A 17,499-nucleotide genomic window follows, 5' to 3' on the forward strand; every position below is an offset into this window, starting at 1 on the left:
TGTCTATCATAGTTAGGATACGGCTGGCTGATACGCGATAACATCGACGCCGTATCCACTATTAACGATTAAAAATACTGAAATATTGGGGAAATTATGACTGATTCAGAAAGCTTAATTAGCAATCAAGAAACAGGTAACCAAGCAGTTAATAACCAAGCAACTAATCATCAAAACGCCATAGCCCAACCTGCAAGCAGTGTAAAAACTGACGGCGTTCAGCCGATTTCAGCTCAAACCACAGGCTATACCTTTAATCATACGATGCTGAGGGTAAAAGATCCTGCTAAGTCATTGGCTTTTTATACCGGCGTCTTAGGAATGACCTTATTGGCGGTGAAAAAATTCCCAGCGATGGGTTTTGATTTGTACTTCTTGGCCAAGCTGACTGAAAGCGAGCGTGAAAACTTGCCAGCTGGTGCTGATTTAGAGATTTTTGCCTTCCGTCAACGCGGTATTTTAGAATTGACTCATAACTATGGCACCGAGACCCAAGCGGATTTTAGTTATCATGATGGCAATGCTGAACCGCAAGGTTTTGGTCATATTTGCTTTAGTGTGCCCAATTTGGATGAAGCGGTTGCTTGGTTCGATGAAAATAACGTTGAGTTTAAAAAACGCCCAGATGAGGGCAGTATGAAAAATATCGTCTTTATTAAAGATATTGACGGCTACTGGATTGAAATCGTGCAAGCAGATTTAATGGGCTAATTTTTTAAAAGTTTGATAGACCTATTAATAAGATGGATTATCTAAACAAGTTTGTAGGTTTGAGAAATCACCAATAAAAAAGCCGCTATCGTTAAAATAGCGGCTTTTTTATTGGTGATAGCAAAGGCTTATTAGTCTTTTTTCACTTTAAAGTCGGTATGGCATGATTTACAGCTTTCACCCACTTGACCGAATGCTGGTAGGACCTGATCCATACTGGTCGCTGTTTGTGCCACGGTATTTAATTCAGCAGTGGCTTTTTGAAAGTTATCTGCTTTAGTACGGAAACCATCAACGTTGCTCCAAACCGCTTCAGTGGCGTTACCCGTCGCTTCTTGGTTTTCAAAATGGCTCCAAGGGCTGGCAGAGTCCTTCGCCAAAAATGCCGCTTGTTCTTTAAATACTTCGGCATCAAACGTATCAGGTGCTTCAGCCATATCACCCATGATACCCATTGCATCGCCCCAGCTTTTCATGCTGTCTTGGCGCGCTTTAACGTCAGGGTCAACTGGCGTGCTACAAGCCGTCAGACCTAAAGCAGCTGCCATTAAGGTGATGCCAACGATAGACTTAAATGATTTGTTATTAGAAACCTGTGCCATCTGTATTGCTCCTTTATACGTGGCTAATAAAAAGGCGCCGTAGCATTTGCATGCTCGCCACCTGATTAAATTGCGACTATTAAAATAAATGTTATGTTGTTGTTTTAAGTATTAAAGACGACGATATCTGCTCTGTACTTAATAGCCTGTTTTTAATCCATATCGCTGTTGCTTAAATAACAAGGGTCAGCATCTATCGCTGACCCTTGTTATTTTATAGCTTATACAGATTAAAAATAACCTATTACTGATGTAAACATTGATGCCGTCTATGGTTTATTATGCCAATGATGATTACAAAGTCAACCAATCACGAGGTTTTAGATAAAAATCGGTCAATTCAAACTCAGGCGACCCTTCAGTAGGCTCAAAGCGATAATGCCAACTGGCAAGCGGTGGCATGCTGACTAAGATAGATTCGATGCGTCCATTACTCTGTAGCCCAAACAGGGTGCCGCGGTCATAAACGAGGTTATATTCGACATAGCGTCCACGGCGATAGAGTTGAAATTCGCGTTGGGCTTCGGTATATGGAGCATTTTTACGCTGCTCAAAGATGGGCAATATACCTTCAAGGTAGCCATTACCGACAGCCTTCATAAAATTAAAGCAGGTCTCAAAATCCCAGCCACGACTCTCAAGATTGACGTCATCATAAAATAAACCACCAATACCGCGCTGCTCATCACGATGACGCAGATGGAAATATTCATCACACCATTGTTTAAAGTCAGGATAGACGCTATCGCCAAAGGGAGCGCAAAGGTCATGACAGACCTGATGCCAATGCACGCAGTCAGCCAACACTGGATAAAATGGCGTCAAATCAAAACCGCCGCCAAACCACCAAATAGGATCTTCGCCCTCTTTTTCTGCTACGAATAAACGCACGTTGGCATGGCTGGTTGGGACGTTGGGGTTTTTAGGATGTACGACCAGTGATACACCCATCGCTTGTGCTTTACGACCAGCGATATCAGGATGGCGCGCAGTTGCCGAGGCGGGTAGGTTATGGACATGGATATGACTGAACATCACACCCGCTTTTTCAATCACCTCGCCATCGGCTAGGACGCACGAGCGACCGCCGCCGCCTTCAGGGCGTTCCCAGTCGTCAGGCACGAAAGTAGCTGGTTTATCATTGCTACTGCCATCACGCTCTTGCGCTTCTAATGCTTGACAGATACGGGCTTGCAAATCGACCAGAAACTCACGCACACGCATGATGTCGTTATGGGTCGGTGTCGTTGTTGCATTTGACATAGAATCTGTTGTGAGAGGATTGGTATTACTCTCTATATTTGGCATACTCATAAAATATCTAATTATTTACTATTTATTAAGGTGTAAGGCAGTATTAAAGTCTTTATCTAGTAGATGACCCATACGATCGCGTTTGGTTGCTAGATATTCAGCATTCATATCGTTAACCCCAACCAATAAGGGCACTCGTTCAACAACATCGATACCATGCTGCGTTAAATAAGCGACTTTATCGGGGTTATTGGTAATCAAGCGTACGCTATCAACACCGACATGGGCAAGCATCGGCCCGCACATATCATAAACGCGCGCATCAGCCGGTAAGCCTAACATGAGATTGGCATCTAAGGTATCATGACCTTGATCTTGCAAGGCATAAGCGCGGATTTTATTGGTCAGACCAATCCCGCGACCTTCTTGACGCAGGTATAATATTGCCCCGCAGCCAGTCTCTTGTATCGCGTGCATGGCAGTGTTTAGCTGTGGACCACAGTCGCATTTTAGCGAGCTAAAGGCATCACCCGTGAGACATTCCGAATGAATACGTATCAGCGGGATGAGGGGCTCTGCTGGCGCCGCGCCTTGTTGGTTTAGCGCCGTATCAGCCTGATTTAAAGCATCAGCTTGATTGACCACAGGTAAACCTACGGTCAGCATGACATGCTCTTGACCGTCTTCATTTTCAAAGATATGAATATCAAACTCGCCGTGACGAGTAGGTAGTTTGGCAGTAGTAATAAATTGATATGACATTAATGTCCTGCATAAGCCGATCATCGTGGCGCTAGAGGTCTATTTAAGCTTTGTGGTATCTGTTAAAGCTTTATAATAATAACTAAGGTATTGCCTAGGCGCTGCTGATTCAAATAGCAGGTGGCTGATATTTATTGGAAAAACACACAAAGTTCACAGACGGCGCACGATGATTAAAGCGACAATTAAAAATAAATGCTATTATGCCATACTATTTTGACGGATACAGTGACAAGTCTTTGCCCTTACATTACTATGTCGTCACCAAGGTCCGATATGTATGCAAAATCATTGAGCATGGTAAACATTGTCATTAAGCATCATCATTAAACATTGCCATGATTTATAACAGCATTGCTAACATCTTTAGCATTATAAGATTAAAAGCAACATAAGATTAAAAGTAACGCCTTATATTAAATAGCGTATTTTTCGTTATTCACAGCTATATTAAAAGCTGTATCAATAATTATATAGCCTGTGGTATCAAGTATTTTATGATGCCGCGCTATTATTAACGCCACTTAGACAGTTGCTAGTAATAGCCACTGTCTAAGGTAGCATCTTGTCAGCAGATTGGTAGGTATCGTACGTTCTATGCAGCAGTCAACTCATTCCCCACAGTCTAAGTCATTATCTGCGTCAGCCATTGATTCTGCTGCACCGCTATCAAACCTGCAGCAAACGTATGCAGCAATTCCACGTGAGCGTCCGCATACGCCGCTACTTGATACGGTAGACGCACCGATTGATTTAAAAGCGTTTAGCGAGAGTCAGCTAATCACCTTAGCGGATGAGCTACGGCTTTTTTTGCTTTATTCAGCCGGTCAAAGTGGCGGTCATTTTGGTGCCAATTTAGGCGTGATTGAGTTGACCATTGCGCTGCATTATCTGCTAGATGCGCCGCAAGATCAGATTGTCTGGGATGTAGGTCATCAAGCCTATGCCCATAAAGTATTGACCGGTCGCCGTGATAAGCTTGGCAGCATTCGCTCAAAAGACGGTTTGACCGCTTTTCCTGAACGCGCTGAGTCGGTTTACGATACTTTTGGGGTTGGGCATTCATCGACGTCTATCTCAGCAGCTTTGGGTATGAGCTTAGCGCTTCGTTACCAAGGCCTTAAACAAACGGTTGCCTGTATTATTGGTGATGGGGCGATGACCGGTGGTATGGCGTTTGAAGCGATGAATGACGCCGTACAACAAGATGCTGATTTGCTAGTGATTTTAAATGACAATGATATGTCAATATCTTGCTCTATCGGTGGCTTCTCGCGGCATTTAGCGACGCTATGGGAATCAGGATATCAGGTTGATATCTCTGATACAGGCGAGCCAGTACTGTGTCAGCGCCCTGATATGCAAGCCTTTGACCGCCGTAAGCGTCATAAAGAGCTGCGTGATGTCCCGCAATTAGAAGACAATTTATTTAAAGCAATTGGTTTTACCTATTTTGGTCCGTTTGATGGGCATGATATCCCTGAGCTGCTGCGCGTACTATCGCTTACCAAGCAATTAAAAGGCCCTGTTTTAGTCCATATTTATACCACCAAAGGTAAAGGTTTTGCGCCTGCCGAATTAGATCCAGTCGGCTATCACGCTATCAGTAAATTACCTGCTGAAGATAGCCAGAAGGAAGCAGTAAAAGACAGTTTAACAACCAGCACACTGCTATTAAAATACTCGCAAGTATTTGGCCAGTTTTTATGCGATAAAGCTGCTACTGACGAGAAATTGCTTGCCATTACCCCAGCGATGGAAGAAGGCTCGGGAATGATTGAGTTTGCCCGTCAATTTCCTAAACGCTTTTTTGATGTGGCGATTGCTGAGCAACATGCGGTGACTTTAGCCGGTGGAATGGCAACCCAAGGCGTCAAACCTATCGTCGCGATTTATTCAACCTTTTTGCAGCGTGGCTACGATCAACTTATCCATGATGTGGCTTTACAAAACCTTGACGTGATGTTTGCCATTGATCGCGCCGGTTTGGTCGGTGAAGATGGCGCAACCCATGCAGGGGTATTCGATTTTGCTTTTTTACGCTGCGTGCCTAATATGCTGATTGCCGCGCCAAAAGACGAAAACGAATGTTATCACTTGCTCAATACTTGCTATGAATATCAAGGCTGCACGGCTGTACGCTATCCGCGCGGCGTTGGTACAGGCGCAGTCATTAATCAGCCAGCACAAGTTTATCCCATTGGCAAAGCAGTGGTAGAGTCGGTATTAGGTCAAGACGACGCGCCTAATAAATTGGCATTATTAGCCTTTGGTACGATGGTTGCAACGGCTCAGCAAGCCGCAGAAAGCCTAATTAACGATAATATAGAATCACACTGTCAGGTACATGTGGTAAATATGCGCTGGGTAAAACCTTTAGATACCCATTTGCTTGAAACCTTAATCGAGCAAGGCATCACCCATATCGCTACTTTAGAAGAGCATATGATTATGGGCGGCGCGGGCAGTGCGGTAAATGAGTATTTACTTAACGAATCGCCAGCCTTCAAAAATAGCCACCCAGTTATCTGTAATATCGGTATCTCTGATCGCTTTATCGCCCATGGTTCGCCAGCAGAACAAATGGCTGATTGTGGTCTAGATGTTGCAGGGGTCGTCAGTCAGCTCCAGCAATTGCTAAAATAAAATACTATCATTCATAAAAAATTGCTAAAATAGCGGATTGAAAAATAAAGCATGTCTGTTTCTTGCTTAAACCTCGCCTACTTGCCGTAGGTGTGAATTATTTGAAAACTTGGGCGGTACAACTGCTGGCAACCATATATTTGGTTTGCTAGGCGGCTATGGGTTTTTATTAATTATTACTATGCGTCAGTTTTGAAGCAGATTTTATTTTTCGTACATTTTATAAGTTACATCTCTTAAGTAGTATTCATTCATCAAGCAAATAGGTTATTTATGGAACCCATGGTCGTCATCGCAGCGCGTGCTGCTGAAAAAGTCGGTAAAGAGATTTTATATGCGCATCAAAACCGCCACAAAATCGAGCTAGATATCGAGTCTAAAGGACTTGATGGTTTGGTCACCCGTATTGATCGTTTCAGTGAAGAGCTGACGATTGAGACCCTAAAAGCCAGCTATCCAAATCATTCGTTCTTGGGTGAAGAGTTTGGTATGCAAGAAGGTCGCGGCGAAGATGCTGACTGGTGCTGGATTATTGATCCGTTAGATGGCACCAAAAACTTCGTCCATGGTGTGCCGCAGTTTTGTGTATCTATCGCTGTGCAACATAAAGGCGTTACCCAACACGGCGTCATCTATGATCCTGTCCGTGATGAGATGTTTTCTGCTAGCCGTGGTAAAGGCGCGCGTTTAAACCAACGCCGTATCAACGTTAGTGAGCGTAAAACGATTGATGGTGGTTTATTTACTACCGGTCATCCGCTTGAGCGTAAACGCAATGGTGAAGTCATCTCTTATGCCAAGCAGCATTTTGAGAGCTTACAGAAAATCTCTGAAGAAGGTGGTCAAGTTCGCCGTTTAGGTTCAGCTGCGCTTGATTTATGTTATGTGGCTGCTGGTCGTTTTGACGGTTATTTTGAGATGTCTATTAAGCCTTGGGATATTGCTGCCGGTGAGCTAATCGTGACCGAAGCACGTGGCGTGGTGGTTGACCATACAGGCGCGCACAACTCGATGATCTCAGGCTCTATTTTCGCTTGTAACATCAAACTATTAAAACCATTGATGCAAGTGGTTGTCCCAACTTGGGGTGATGCGTTTTAAGCACCGCCTAAGCGTCAAATCTAAGCATCATCTAAGTATAGTTATTGAGACAACTTAATATTAAAAAGCTGGTTCCGTTATGGAGCCAGCTTTTTTGTTTTGCCATTACCTTTATGGCTACTTTTATCTTCAACCGTAATCCCTTGGAACTCAAGCTCTTTACTGGTGCGCTCCAACAGCTGTAACTCTTCTTCTATTAGTATCAGCATATCTTGCACGTGCGGCAAGGCTTTACTACAAGCGGTAATCCCAAATTCAATCTTATCCAAGTAGCTGGCAAGGGTGATATTCATCGCTTGACCGTCGAATACAATAGAGGCTGGGTATAAAGACTGCAGACGCGCGCCATTCCAATAAAGCGGTTTTTCCGAACCAGGCACATTAGAGATAATCAGGTTAAAAGCCTGCTTTTTAGGAAACAGACCGGTTGCCAAATTGATGCCTTCCCATGCATAAGAGACGACACTGTAATTGATAACCTGCGCTTGATTCATACGGCGGAAGCGGCGTTTACCATTATTCATACTGCGATGAATCAGCTCGATTCTGCTTAACGGATCGTCTAAATGGGTGCCCAAATTGGCCAGTACAAAGGACAACTGATTGCCCGCAACGCTATTATCGGTACGTAATGACATCGGTACAAAAGCAATCAAGGGCTTACTCGGTAGCGCGTCTATCGATAGTAAATAGCGACGAATAGCACCAGCACAAACAGCAAGTACCACATCATTTTTACTGATGTTTAAGCGCTCAGCTATATCATTAAAGCGCTGTATCTCATACGACTGGGCAGCAATGCGCCGTGAGGCTGAAATGCGTTTATTAAGCACACTCATCGGCGCGGCAAAGGTGCTGACATAACTGTCGTCGCCATAATTTTTTAAATTATCGAGCAATTCTGTAAATACTGGCTTAATGGTAGAAACTTGCTCTTTAATGATACCCAAAGCAGAGCGCTCTTTAGGCAGAATCGCATTGACTTGGTTGCGATGGCGTGCCATTAACGACCAGATTGGTAATGTAACCGGTTCGGTCGGTGATTGAGATAAGGATTTTTTGACCAGTCGCATCGCCGCGATGCCATCAACCAACGAATGGTGGATTTTAAAATATAAGCCAAAACGCTCAGGAGCGCCTTCGATTTCTGGCTCAATACCTTCAATGACGTGACATTCCCATAGCGGCATCGCACGGTCTAAGAGACGGCCATGCTCTCTTGAAACGTACATCAAAAGCTCGCGTACACGGGCGGGCTTTGGTAGTGCCACATGATGCAAGTGATGCTCAACATCAAAGTGCTTGTCTTTTTTCCAGAATATTAAATGCTCGAGCACTTGGTTAAACGGAAAGGTTGGTGGCACCTCAGAGTGTTGCATCTGTTTGACCAATTGACAGACAAAACTGTTATCGGCATTTTCTGGTAATTCGAATAGGAATAGACCCCCAACATGCATGGGTTGTTTACGCGACTCAAGAAGTAAGAACAACTGGTCGACTGCTGTGAGAAGTCGCATAATAAATCCTTTTATGACGATGAATGAAAAATGGCAATAAAATAAATAGGTATTCAGTTAAACAAAGGGAAAGCATAACTAGGATAAAGCATTTAGCAAAAACGATTAAAAACCTAAAAGTAGTCACAAAAATATCTTAATATAAAAATCATGGGTCACGGGACTTTTATTATTTAATTATGCCATAACCCATATTTTTAGCAGTTTAAGCTAAAAAACTACTGAAAAAAGTATCCGGTCTGCGGCGAGCTGGCAGCGGCCATTTTGCGCATCGGCATACGACCGGCCAAAAATGCCTGACGTCCTGCCCAAATAGCATGTTTCATAGCATTTGCCATCATCACTGGATTTTGCGCATTGGCAATGGCTGAGTTCATCAGCACGCCATCACAGCCAAGCTCCATGGCAATCGCGGCATCAGAAGCAGTACCGACGCCAGCATCAACCAATACGGGTACATTGGCATTCTCGATAATAAGACTTAGGGTATGGCGATTGAGCAAACCAAGGCCAGAGCCAATCAAGCTACCAAGCGGCATAATCGCCACGCAACCCATGCTTTCCAATTCTTGAGCGACAATAGGGTCGTCAGAGGTATAAACCATGATCTCAAAACCATCGTCGATTAGCACTTTTGCCGCTTTTAAAGTTTCCATCACATTTGGATAAAGGGTCTTTTCATCGCCCAAAACTTCTAGCTTAACCAGATTATGCCCGCCTAATAGCTCGCGAGCAAGCTTACACGTCCGAATCGCGGTTTCGGCATCAAAACAGCCTGCGGTATTGGGCAAAATGGTATATTTATCCGGTGAAATGACATCTAATAAATTTGGCTCATTGCTATTTTGACCAATATTGGTACGGCGAATAGCAACGGTGACAATCTCAGCTTCTGAGGCACCAATAGCAGCACCCGTTTCAGCCATGTCTTTATATTTACCGGTACCGACCAACAATCGAGAAGAAAATGTACGACTGCCGACAGTAAAGGTGTCTTGCAAGAGGGCGTCTGGCGAAAGTGACGTCAGTGACATTGGATTGGCAGGAGAGTTTGCGGCTTGTGACATAAGGATAATCCTAATAGCGGGCGAACAAAGGTGACTAATGACGTAGTGAATAAGGTGACAAAAAGTGATGAACAAAGACTGGCATCAATACTAGCAATGATTAACACAGAATAATTAAACACACAATAATTAAATATAGCTAGTCATCATAGGATAAACAGAGGCTTGTGCTGTCTTGAGCCTCATCATACTGATGCTTAAGCGACAAAGCGACAAAGCGATAAAGCGATAAAGCGATAAATCACATGAAAGCCTTGCTACTTGTATAAAACAAAATGTTATTATAACAAACTCATGCGCGCTTACTGACAATCTTTACCCAGTTTAACGATTTAGGCAGGCGGCTTTAAATAGTCAGGTCAGTAGTGTTTTTTAGCATGTATTAGATTGTGTTTTCAAGGCTGTTTTCAAAGCCATTTTCAAAGCTGTTTTCAAAGCTGTTTTATAAGTCCTTTTTTAAATTAGCCACTCACTAGGTCGTCTTTATGCTGCAGCTGCCGTACAGTTTTGCAAAACGCCATCAAATTTTGGCCATTCTTGCCATTGATTCTGAGTTGCCGCCGACACTGGTGTTGACCAAAACCACGCCACTGTCCGCCATTAATGAAGCGGTACGGTTTTTACAGCAGCAAGGCGTGCGCGGCGTACCAGATTACGAAAGTATTAGCGCTGATGATTTTGAAAAACGCATGAATGCCGCTTATGCCGGTAATACGGGTGAGTCGCAGCATATCGCCGCTGGGCTTGAAGACCATCCTGACCTTGATAGCTTGGCAGATAGCGTCCCCGAAACGGAAGATTTGATGGACCAACAAGACGATGCGCCGATTATTCGTCTGATTAATGCGTTGTTGTCTGAAGCGATACGTTTAAATGCCTCAGATATTCATATTGAAACCTTTGAGAAGCGGCTAGTGGTACGCTTCCGTGTCGATGGTGAGCTCAAAGAAATCATTACGCCAAAACGCCAATTGGCGCCGTTACTGGTCTCGCGTATCAAGGTCATGGCCAAATTAGATATCGCTGAAAAGCGCGTGCCGCAAGATGGGCGTATTAGCTTAAGACTGGCAGGGCGTGAGGTCGATGTGCGCGTATCGACATTGCCGTCAAGTTTTGGTGAGCGGGTAGTAATGCGCCTGCTCGATAAGCAAGCAGGTCGCCTGAATATGACGTATCTCGGTCTATCTGATAATGACTATAGCGAGCTTAAGCGCTTAATCCATCGTCCGCATGGCATTATCTTGGTAACTGGACCGACGGGTTCGGGGAAAACCACGACGCTATATTCTGCATTAACTGATTTGAATGACCAAACCCGTAATATTTTGACCGCTGAAGATCCAATTGAGTTTCAGCTCGATGGCATTGGACAGACGCAGGTTAATAATAAAGTCGATATGACCTTTGCTAAAAGCTTACGCGCCATGTTGCGACAAGATCCAGACGTGGTGATGGTTGGTGAGATTCGCGATTTAGAGACCGCGGAAATTGCCGTGCAAGCGTCTTTGACAGGGCATTTGGTATTATCAACGCTGCATACCAATACCGCTATCGGTGCGGTCACACGTTTGCAGGATATGGGCGTTGAGCCTTTCTTATTATCATCATCGCTGATTGGTGTTGTCGCCCAGCGCTTGGTACGGACATTATGTACACATTGTCATGGCTGGCAAGCTGCTGATAACGAGCAGGCCAAATTATTTACTGAAATTGGTATAGCGTCGAATGCTAAAAGTACGGCTACTGAAAAATTAGTAGAGAATACTATTAATTTACCGAAACCCATTGGCTGTGATAAATGTAATAATTCAGGCTTTAAAGGGCGGACGGCAATTTATGAAGTGGTGCCGATTGACGATACCTTGCGCCGGATGATTCATAGTAATACTGCCGAGTACGAGCTAGAAGAATACGCCCGTCAGCAGACGCCATCGATACGAGCTGATGGACTACGCAAAGTCATAGAGGGACGGACGACATTAGAAGAGGTACTGCGGGTAACCAAAGAAAGCGCCCTAACCGATGATGCTATTATTGTATAAAAAAACGATTGTATAGAGCAAAACGGTTATTGAGTCAAAAGTCAGTGCAATTGGCTCAATAACCGCGTAATCAAAAAGTTAGTTTGGTTTATTTGTAATAACGCTGCTATTTCGCGGCCATACATTCAACTTCAACGCTTGCGCCCGCTGCCAGCTCTGAAACGCCAAAGGCTGAGCGTACAGGGTATGGCTTAGCCAACTCTGCTTTATAGACTTTATTAAAGTCATCAAAATCATCCATATCGGTCAGCATCGCCATACATTTGACGATGTCTGATTTTTGATAGCCGTACTTTAACAAGGTTTCATGGATATTATCGAGCGCTTGTTTGGCTTCCGCTTTTACGCCGCCTTTGACCAATTTGCCGTCTTTAAAACCAATCTGTCCTGACATATAGAGCGTATCGCCGACACGTACCGCTTCTGAAAATGGATAATTGCCACCATCACCGAGAAAGACTGGGCTAGATTTGGTGACGGTTGCATTATTAGTCGTTGGCGCGGCATTGGCAGTAACCGCAAAACCCAAGCCTAATGAACAGGCGCTAATCAGCACCGCTTTAGATAATTGAGTAGTCAGTTTATCAATATATATAGACATGCTTGTCTCCTTATTATAGTGGTATTTCTTAAATCCATTTTTTGGTAGCTATTTGCTTCTCTAACAAATTGAAATTAATTGCTCTCGAGTTCTGGCGTCGAGTGCTTACTGCTTTCTTCACTCTCAGGTTGCTCTGTTTTAGGTTGTTTGTCTTCAGATGGTTGGTCTTCAGACGGCTCATCTTCAGTTTTTTTATTGTCAACTTGCTTATTCTCTAGCGCTTTAGCGGCTTTACCTTGACGACGTGCTTCTAATTCAGATTTGGGTATCCAAGCCCACGTCATCTCAACGACGATAGGGTCACGGTCGCTATCCGACTCACGGTCATGAATCACGCAGGGAATTACCATTTCACCCTTTGGCGTGTTCAAAATATCCAAGCGCTGCTCGTCTGATAATGACGCCACGGCAGCAATTTGACCTTTTTTAATCGGACGATAAAAATTCACCGAATAAGACTTAATCAATAATACGCGGTCAGACGGTAGGTTTAAACCCAAAATAAACCCTGTTGCGGTTTCAGCAAGCAAGGTGATGGCAACGGCATGGACTGAGCCAATATGGTTTTGTACCGCTTTGGTATTATTTAAGCTGACCACCACTTGATTGGGGTCGACGGTCTCATAATAGATACCCGTTGTGCCCACATACGGCACCACTTTACCAAAGGCTTTCGATAAAATGCTGGCGCGCGCACCCGCAGGTAAATATTTGGTGACTGATAGCAGCTTGGTAAATTGGTTGCTGATGGGTTTTAAGGTGCTATTTGGTTTTTCGACTGGCAATCTTGTGTTGTCAGCTACTTTGGCTGCTCGTTTATTGGTCAGCTTGGTAGGGAGTTTTTTTAATAATCCTGACATACAACATTCCTCAATTTGGAGTGGTTGAATCATATTAATTAACGAAGTTGGTTCATTAGGCTAGCCAACTGGGTTAATTAACGGATGGTTAGAAAATAAGCGCTAAATGAGAAAAGTAACCAGCTTTATCCTAGCAGCTATTTTAACGCTGGCGCATTTCTAACTTAGTAAATTTCTAACTATGGTACATTAAGTGCCGTATCGCTACTATTATTAACATGAACTGCTGAGCTTATAAAATATGACTAACGTAACGATACCTTAAATGTTCGCAATAAATATTAGTAATAACGTCGCTAAAAGTAAGGTTGCTAAAAATGGTACGACTGAAAAACAGCATCACTGAATGTTAGGTAATCTAATGCAAAAGAGCTACGTTATAATAGCTAGACTTTCACGTGGCTGAAATGCCGAGGTATCGTTGCCGTGATTTTTTAATACTGGATAAGGCTATGCCGGATATGTCTCCTCAAAAACCGACCAATATCATTTATACCGGCGTTGCTGGTACGGGTAAAACCTATCGCTTGCTACAAATCGCGCGGCAATATACCGATTATCTGCCAAGGATAAATGACAAGGATTTATTGGGACAACTGCTGCAGGAATTAAGCTGGCGTGATGTCGTTTGTTTGATATTTTTAGATTTTAAGTCCAAAAGACAGGACTTAGTCAAGGTGCCGGAAATTGTCAATCATGAGTTTTTTGTTAGCAAAGCGGCGCAAAATGCGCGTGATAAAAACTTAAGCAATACCGCTTGGTCTGTGCTGCAAATGCATACACCTGCTAGCTCACAAACGGTGAGTTATAAAAATCGAGCCAGCCAAGCCTATTTTGATAAAGATAATAGCGGCGCATGGTATCTGCTCCCAGAAAGCATGGATTTGTTAAGCGATTTAGCGCAGCAATTAGCCGAATTTCAACAAGCACAGCGCGAGAATAATAGCCAAAATCAAGAGTTTCTCCAACAGCGCTTTAGTATGGTCAGCTTCCATCAGGCTTATGGTTATGAAGAATTTGTCGAAGGTATCCGCCCGGTGATGGCGGCGACCAGTCCTGCAACGAATAGTTCGTCCCAAATGAGTTACGCCATTCAAGACGGCGCATTCTTAAAATTGTGCCAACGCGCTGCCAATGACCCTGATCAACGTTATGCGATGCTGATTGATGAGATCAATCGGGCTAACGTGTCACGCGTCTTTGGCGAGCTATTAAGTTTGATTGAGCCAGACAAACGTGCTGGCATGACAAACGCGATGACGGTTAATTTGGCTTATTCAGGGAGAACCTTTAGCGTTCCTGCCAACGTCGATATTTATGCCACTATGAACACCCAAGACCATTCATTAGCGCCGCTTGATATGGCATTACGAAGGCGCTTTCGCTTTATTGACTGTCCGCCGCAGCCTGAATTATTGCCTATTCTTTATCTCAATCAAGACTTAGAAGCAGTTAATTCAGAAACGTTTAATTCTAAAACAGCTAATCCAGCAGAAAGCCGTTATCCAACAGAAAATAGTTATCCAACAGAAGCCATTGATTTAGCGAAACTCTTAACGGGTTTAAATAATCGCATCGCGCAAACGCTAGGGGCAGAGGCGCAATTAGGTCATGCATTTTTATGGTCAGTAGATAGTCTCGAGCAATTACAAACGGCACTGATTGAACAAATCATTCCGCAATTGGCGCAAGCCGCGGGTGGACAAGTCACTATTTTGCAGTATATCTTTCAAGATGAGCAGCAGCCGCTGAGCGCGCAGCTTATACAAGATAGCCAAGCGCTCATCAATAATGATGCAAATAATTCGGTTAATCCAAATAGTCCAAGTCAACTGTTTGCAGGACATCAATCCTTTCTCGGTCAGTCTATGAGTACGGGCAGTTATAAAATTAATACTGATTTACTAGATAACAGCGCTGAGTTTACAAAGCCGTTTGTCTATCAGCGTTTATATTAACAAGGTTGCTAGCTAGTGATGAGTAGAGTATTACAGTCTGAGGATACAGCGATAGGTAGCAGTATTAATGGTGCTAATAGCGCTAATAGTACTAATAGCGTCAATACAACTATAACTGATACTCATATCATCACGGTGTTTGAACACCAACGTTTAACGGCGCATGATTTTGTACACGTAGCGGATTTTCACTGGTTAATGGCGCAAGAATATGCCGTTTTTAGCATTAAACGCCAGCAAGGACAATGGCAGCTAAAGGTTGGCCATTATATTGGTATTATTTTATTGCCAAGTGGTATGACACTTGAGATATTGCCCAAGTTGATGGCAAAAACGTCTACTAAGCACAATCAGCAGCAACCATACGAGCCAGCCAAATCTAGCGCTATCAATCGGACGCGCCAATGGGTGCAGGGTATGTTGGCAGATTTAACCAATAGTAGCCCTTCTAAAAATAAGCTCCCTAATACAAAAAACCTAGGTCAATTTAGCAATCGGTTAGCCGCGCTACCACTCAAAGCACTGCCATTGTCAGACTGGCTGATTGCGCAGTTTTTACAGCGTTTGTCTCACTATCGACCGACCAAGCACTATCAGGCGCAAGTTCATAACCAAGCAGCGCTACAAGGTCGCTTGCTTATCAAAGAACAGCTGCGCCACAATAGTATGCAGCCGCATAAGTTCGTCTGTGAGAGCAGTGTGCTGAGCCAAGAGATGCTTAGTAATCGTTTGATTAAAAGCGCGCTGGTTTTACTTGCGCCGCTATTTTCAGTATCACCGCCATCATTACAGCAGTGGCAACAAGTAGCAGTATTAAGTCGCTATGAGCTGAAGCGGCTCGAGCTGTTATATCAGCAAGCAAAACTCCAGTTAGCGCTGCAGCCTTTATCTCGGCAGCAATTACAAGCGGCGCAGCAGTTATTAGATTTGGCTTATTGGCTCTTGCAACAATCTGACGCTCATACTGGTAATGGGATTGATCCGAATCCATCAGTCAGTCTCAATCCCTCTCAGCCAAGCTTATGTTTATTGATTGATATGAATCAAGCGTTTGAGCAATGGGCAAGCTTGCGTATAGCGACAATGTTTCAGCAAGTCAATTTGGCTTATAAGCCCTTATTTCAAACGCAAAGCGTCTGGCTAAACGACGCAGAAGGGCAGGCGTGTCTGTCTATTCGTCCCGATTTATTAATATATAAGTCAGTTGCTGACAATGGTGATTATCTCGGTTTAGGTCAGAAGCAAAATCAGGATGATATAGAAGTCAGTGAGAGTGAGAGCGCAGGTGATTATAGCTTAGGTCATTATAGTCACGTGATTGATATGAAATGGAAGCACCTAGCGCATGCCGGTGCGATTAGCGCCAATGACGCCTATCAGTTGACCAGTTATGCGCAGGCTTACCACGCCGAGCAAGTATGGTTGGTTTATCCGGTGCAAGATGATATCAGGCAACCCGTTGAGCTTAGACAACAAGCTTATAATGAGAGTACAGACTGTCATAAAACAGCTGACCGGCAGTCAAATCCCGCCCGATTATGGCTGATACCTTTTAATGTTATTACTGGAAAGATAAATGGTGGCTTGCTTCCAGACGTAAATGTAGTATAATGAGCGCTGTCGAAAACGACAGTATGTATTATGGTTGATAAAATCAACGTTGCGTCAGCGCTATTTGCACGAAGATTTAAGGTTTTTAAAAGAGTTTAACGATTCTTTGAAAATAATCAAAAATAAGTGTTGACACAACCGGCTTTAACCCTTAATATGTGCACCTCGATAGCAAGTAACACTAACAAGTTAGCGGCATTACCGATAACGTGTTAAACAACAAACTATCGTGATAATAGAAAATTTCGGAGTGTGGCGCAGTTTGGTAGCGCATCTGGTTTGGGACCAGAGGGTCGTAGGTTCGAATCCTATCACTCCGACCATCTATTTAAAGAGCCTTACAGGCTTTTTTTTATGTATAATGGTTTAGTTTCTGCTATGCTAAACTTACCAAGATATATAAAAGTCCTCTAAGAGCGCCTGTAGCTCAGTTGGATAGAGCATCTCCCTTCTAAGGAGGTGGCCGCAGGTTCGAATCCTGCCAGGCGCACCATTTAGCCTGTCAATCTTGCCTTTTTGGCAACAGTTATGGCGGTTGTAGCTCAGTTGGTAGAGCCCCGGGTTGTGATCTCGGTTGTCGTGGGTTCGAGTCCCATCAGTCGCCCCATATTTTATTCTGCATTACTTTCCTCACTACATTCAAAAAATATTAAAATAACTCTATTTGCCATTACTGGCATTTTTTCGTGCCTGTCTGTTTAATATTCATGCATGCTCTCTAAATTCTCATGCCATGCAAACTATCTAGAAGCGAAAGAGGACTCCAC

13 protein-coding genes and 3 tRNA genes are annotated in these 17,499 nt (G+C 43.7%); 9 read left to right on the forward strand and 7 right to left on the reverse strand.

The window, feature by feature from the left end:
• The first annotated feature begins 96 nt into the window (after window positions 1-96).
• A complete protein-coding gene (gene gloA / locus PG901_RS05940) occupies window positions 97-711 on the forward strand; it encodes a lactoylglutathione lyase (RefSeq protein ID WP_271133855.1) in 615 nt (204 codons plus the stop codon).
• Between the two features lie 131 nt (window positions 712-842).
• Here the strand turns inward: gloA and PG901_RS05945 are convergent, their stop codons facing one another.
• The 3 genes from PG901_RS05945 to ribA all read right to left on the reverse strand — a co-directional run bounded on the left by PG901_RS05945 (window position 843) and on the right by ribA (window position 3,329).
• Window positions 843-1,313 carry a c-type cytochrome gene (locus tag PG901_RS05945; protein WP_271133856.1) on the reverse strand — a complete coding sequence of 157 codons (471 nt, stop codon included), beginning with the start codon at window positions 1,311-1,313 and terminating at the stop codon, window positions 843-845.
• A gap of 294 nt (window positions 1,314-1,607) precedes the next feature.
• Window positions 1,608-2,576, reverse strand: a complete 969-nt coding sequence (gene hemF / locus PG901_RS05950) for an oxygen-dependent coproporphyrinogen oxidase (protein ID WP_271133869.1) — start codon at window positions 2,574-2,576, stop codon at window positions 1,608-1,610.
• 69 nt (window positions 2,577-2,645) lie between these two features.
• A complete protein-coding gene (gene ribA / locus PG901_RS05955; protein WP_201629168.1) occupies window positions 2,646-3,329 on the reverse strand; it encodes a GTP cyclohydrolase II in 684 nt (227 codons plus the stop codon).
• A gap of 597 nt (window positions 3,330-3,926) precedes the next feature.
• Here ribA and dxs point away from each other — a divergent pair.
• Both dxs and PG901_RS05965 read left to right on the forward strand, forming a co-directional pair.
• Entirely contained in the window at window positions 3,927-5,975 is a 2,049-nt protein-coding gene (gene dxs, locus PG901_RS05960) for a 1-deoxy-D-xylulose-5-phosphate synthase (RefSeq protein ID WP_271133857.1), read from the forward strand.
• A gap of 273 nt (window positions 5,976-6,248) precedes the next feature.
• Entirely contained in the window at window positions 6,249-7,076 is an 828-nt protein-coding gene (locus tag PG901_RS05965) for an inositol monophosphatase family protein (protein WP_271133858.1), read from the forward strand.
• Window positions 7,077-7,153: 77 nt separating this feature from the next.
• Here PG901_RS05965 and PG901_RS05970 read toward each other — a convergent pair whose 3' ends face one another.
• Window positions 7,154-8,593, reverse strand: coding sequence for a WS/DGAT/MGAT family O-acyltransferase (locus tag PG901_RS05970; protein ID WP_271133859.1), 1,440 nt, complete (start codon window positions 8,591-8,593; stop codon window positions 7,154-7,156).
• Between the two features lie 218 nt (window positions 8,594-8,811).
• Window positions 8,812-9,627 (reverse strand): thiazole synthase, encoded by an 816-nt coding sequence (locus PG901_RS05975; protein ID WP_271133870.1) that lies wholly within the window; start codon window positions 9,625-9,627, stop codon window positions 8,812-8,814.
• Window positions 9,628-10,145: 518 nt separating this feature from the next.
• On the opposite strand from PG901_RS05975, the gene gspE reads away from it, so the two are divergent.
• Complete coding sequence (gene gspE / locus PG901_RS05980; protein WP_271133860.1) at window positions 10,146-11,702, forward strand: type II secretion system ATPase GspE; 1,557 nt, start codon at window positions 10,146-10,148, stop codon at window positions 11,700-11,702.
• A 106-nt stretch (window positions 11,703-11,808) separates the two neighbouring features.
• Here gspE and PG901_RS05985 read toward each other — a convergent pair whose 3' ends face one another.
• Together PG901_RS05985 and PG901_RS05990 are read right to left on the reverse strand one after the other, a co-directional pair.
• The gene (locus PG901_RS05985; protein WP_271133861.1) at window positions 11,809-12,303 is read right to left on the reverse strand and encodes a RidA family protein; all 495 of its coding nucleotides are present in this window, start codon (window positions 12,301-12,303) and stop codon (window positions 11,809-11,811) included.
• Window positions 12,304-12,377: 74 nt separating this feature from the next.
• On the reverse strand, window positions 12,378-13,163 hold the full coding sequence (locus PG901_RS05990) for a DUF4442 domain-containing protein (RefSeq protein ID WP_271133862.1): 786 nt from the start codon (window positions 13,161-13,163) through the stop codon (window positions 12,378-12,380).
• A gap of 461 nt (window positions 13,164-13,624) precedes the next feature.
• Between PG901_RS05990 and PG901_RS05995 the strand changes: the two genes are divergently transcribed.
• The 5 genes from PG901_RS05995 (at window position 13,625) to PG901_RS06015 (ending at window position 17,339) form a co-directional block, all read left to right on the forward strand.
• Window positions 13,625-15,121 carry an McrB family protein gene (locus PG901_RS05995; RefSeq protein WP_271133863.1) on the forward strand — a complete coding sequence of 499 codons (1,497 nt, stop codon included), beginning with the start codon at window positions 13,625-13,627 and terminating at the stop codon, window positions 15,119-15,121.
• Between the two features lie 18 nt (window positions 15,122-15,139).
• Entirely contained in the window at window positions 15,140-16,732 is a 1,593-nt protein-coding gene (locus PG901_RS06000) for an McrC family protein (protein ID WP_271133864.1), read from the forward strand.
• A gap of 246 nt (window positions 16,733-16,978) precedes the next feature.
• Window positions 16,979-17,055, forward strand: a tRNA-Pro gene (locus tag PG901_RS06005).
• Between the two features lie 93 nt (window positions 17,056-17,148).
• Window positions 17,149-17,225, forward strand: a tRNA-Arg gene (locus tag PG901_RS06010).
• 38 nt (window positions 17,226-17,263) lie between these two features.
• A tRNA-His gene (locus PG901_RS06015) sits at window positions 17,264-17,339 on the forward strand.
• The last annotated feature ends 160 nt before the right edge of the window (window positions 17,340-17,499 follow it).

The organism is Psychrobacter sp. ANT_H3 (genome assembly GCF_027919975.1).
GTDB lineage: Bacteria > Pseudomonadota > Gammaproteobacteria > Pseudomonadales > Moraxellaceae > Psychrobacter > Psychrobacter maritimus.

Bases quoted from the DNA above. Each gene is read 5' to 3' on its own strand.
- gloA (WP_271133855.1), top strand. From the start codon at position 97: ATGACTGATTCAGAAAGCTTAATTAGCAATCAAGAAACAGGTAACCAA.
- PG901_RS05945 (WP_271133856.1), bottom strand. From the start codon at position 1,313: ATGGCACAGGTTTCTAATAACAAATCATTTAAGTCTATCGTTGGCATC.
- hemF (WP_271133869.1), bottom strand. From the start codon at position 2,576: ATGTCAAATGCAACAACGACACCGACCCATAACGACATCATGCGTGTG.
- ribA (WP_201629168.1), bottom strand. From the start codon at position 3,329: ATGTCATATCAATTTATTACTACTGCCAAACTACCTACTCGTCACGGC.
- dxs (WP_271133857.1), top strand. From the start codon at position 3,927: ATGCAGCAGTCAACTCATTCCCCACAGTCTAAGTCATTATCTGCGTCA.
- PG901_RS05965 (WP_271133858.1), top strand. From the start codon at position 6,249: ATGGAACCCATGGTCGTCATCGCAGCGCGTGCTGCTGAAAAAGTCGGT.
- PG901_RS05970 (WP_271133859.1), bottom strand. From the start codon at position 8,593: ATGCGACTTCTCACAGCAGTCGACCAGTTGTTCTTACTTCTTGAGTCG.
- PG901_RS05975 (WP_271133870.1), bottom strand. From the start codon at position 9,627: ATGTCACTGACGTCACTTTCGCCAGACGCCCTCTTGCAAGACACCTTT.
- gspE (WP_271133860.1), top strand. From the start codon at position 10,146: ATGCTGCAGCTGCCGTACAGTTTTGCAAAACGCCATCAAATTTTGGCC.
- PG901_RS05985 (WP_271133861.1), bottom strand. From the start codon at position 12,303: ATGTCTATATATATTGATAAACTGACTACTCAATTATCTAAAGCGGTG.
- PG901_RS05990 (WP_271133862.1), bottom strand. From the start codon at position 13,163: ATGTCAGGATTATTAAAAAAACTCCCTACCAAGCTGACCAATAAACGA.
- PG901_RS05995 (WP_271133863.1), top strand. From the start codon at position 13,625: ATGTCTCCTCAAAAACCGACCAATATCATTTATACCGGCGTTGCTGGT.
- PG901_RS06000 (WP_271133864.1), top strand. From the start codon at position 15,140: ATGAGTAGAGTATTACAGTCTGAGGATACAGCGATAGGTAGCAGTATT.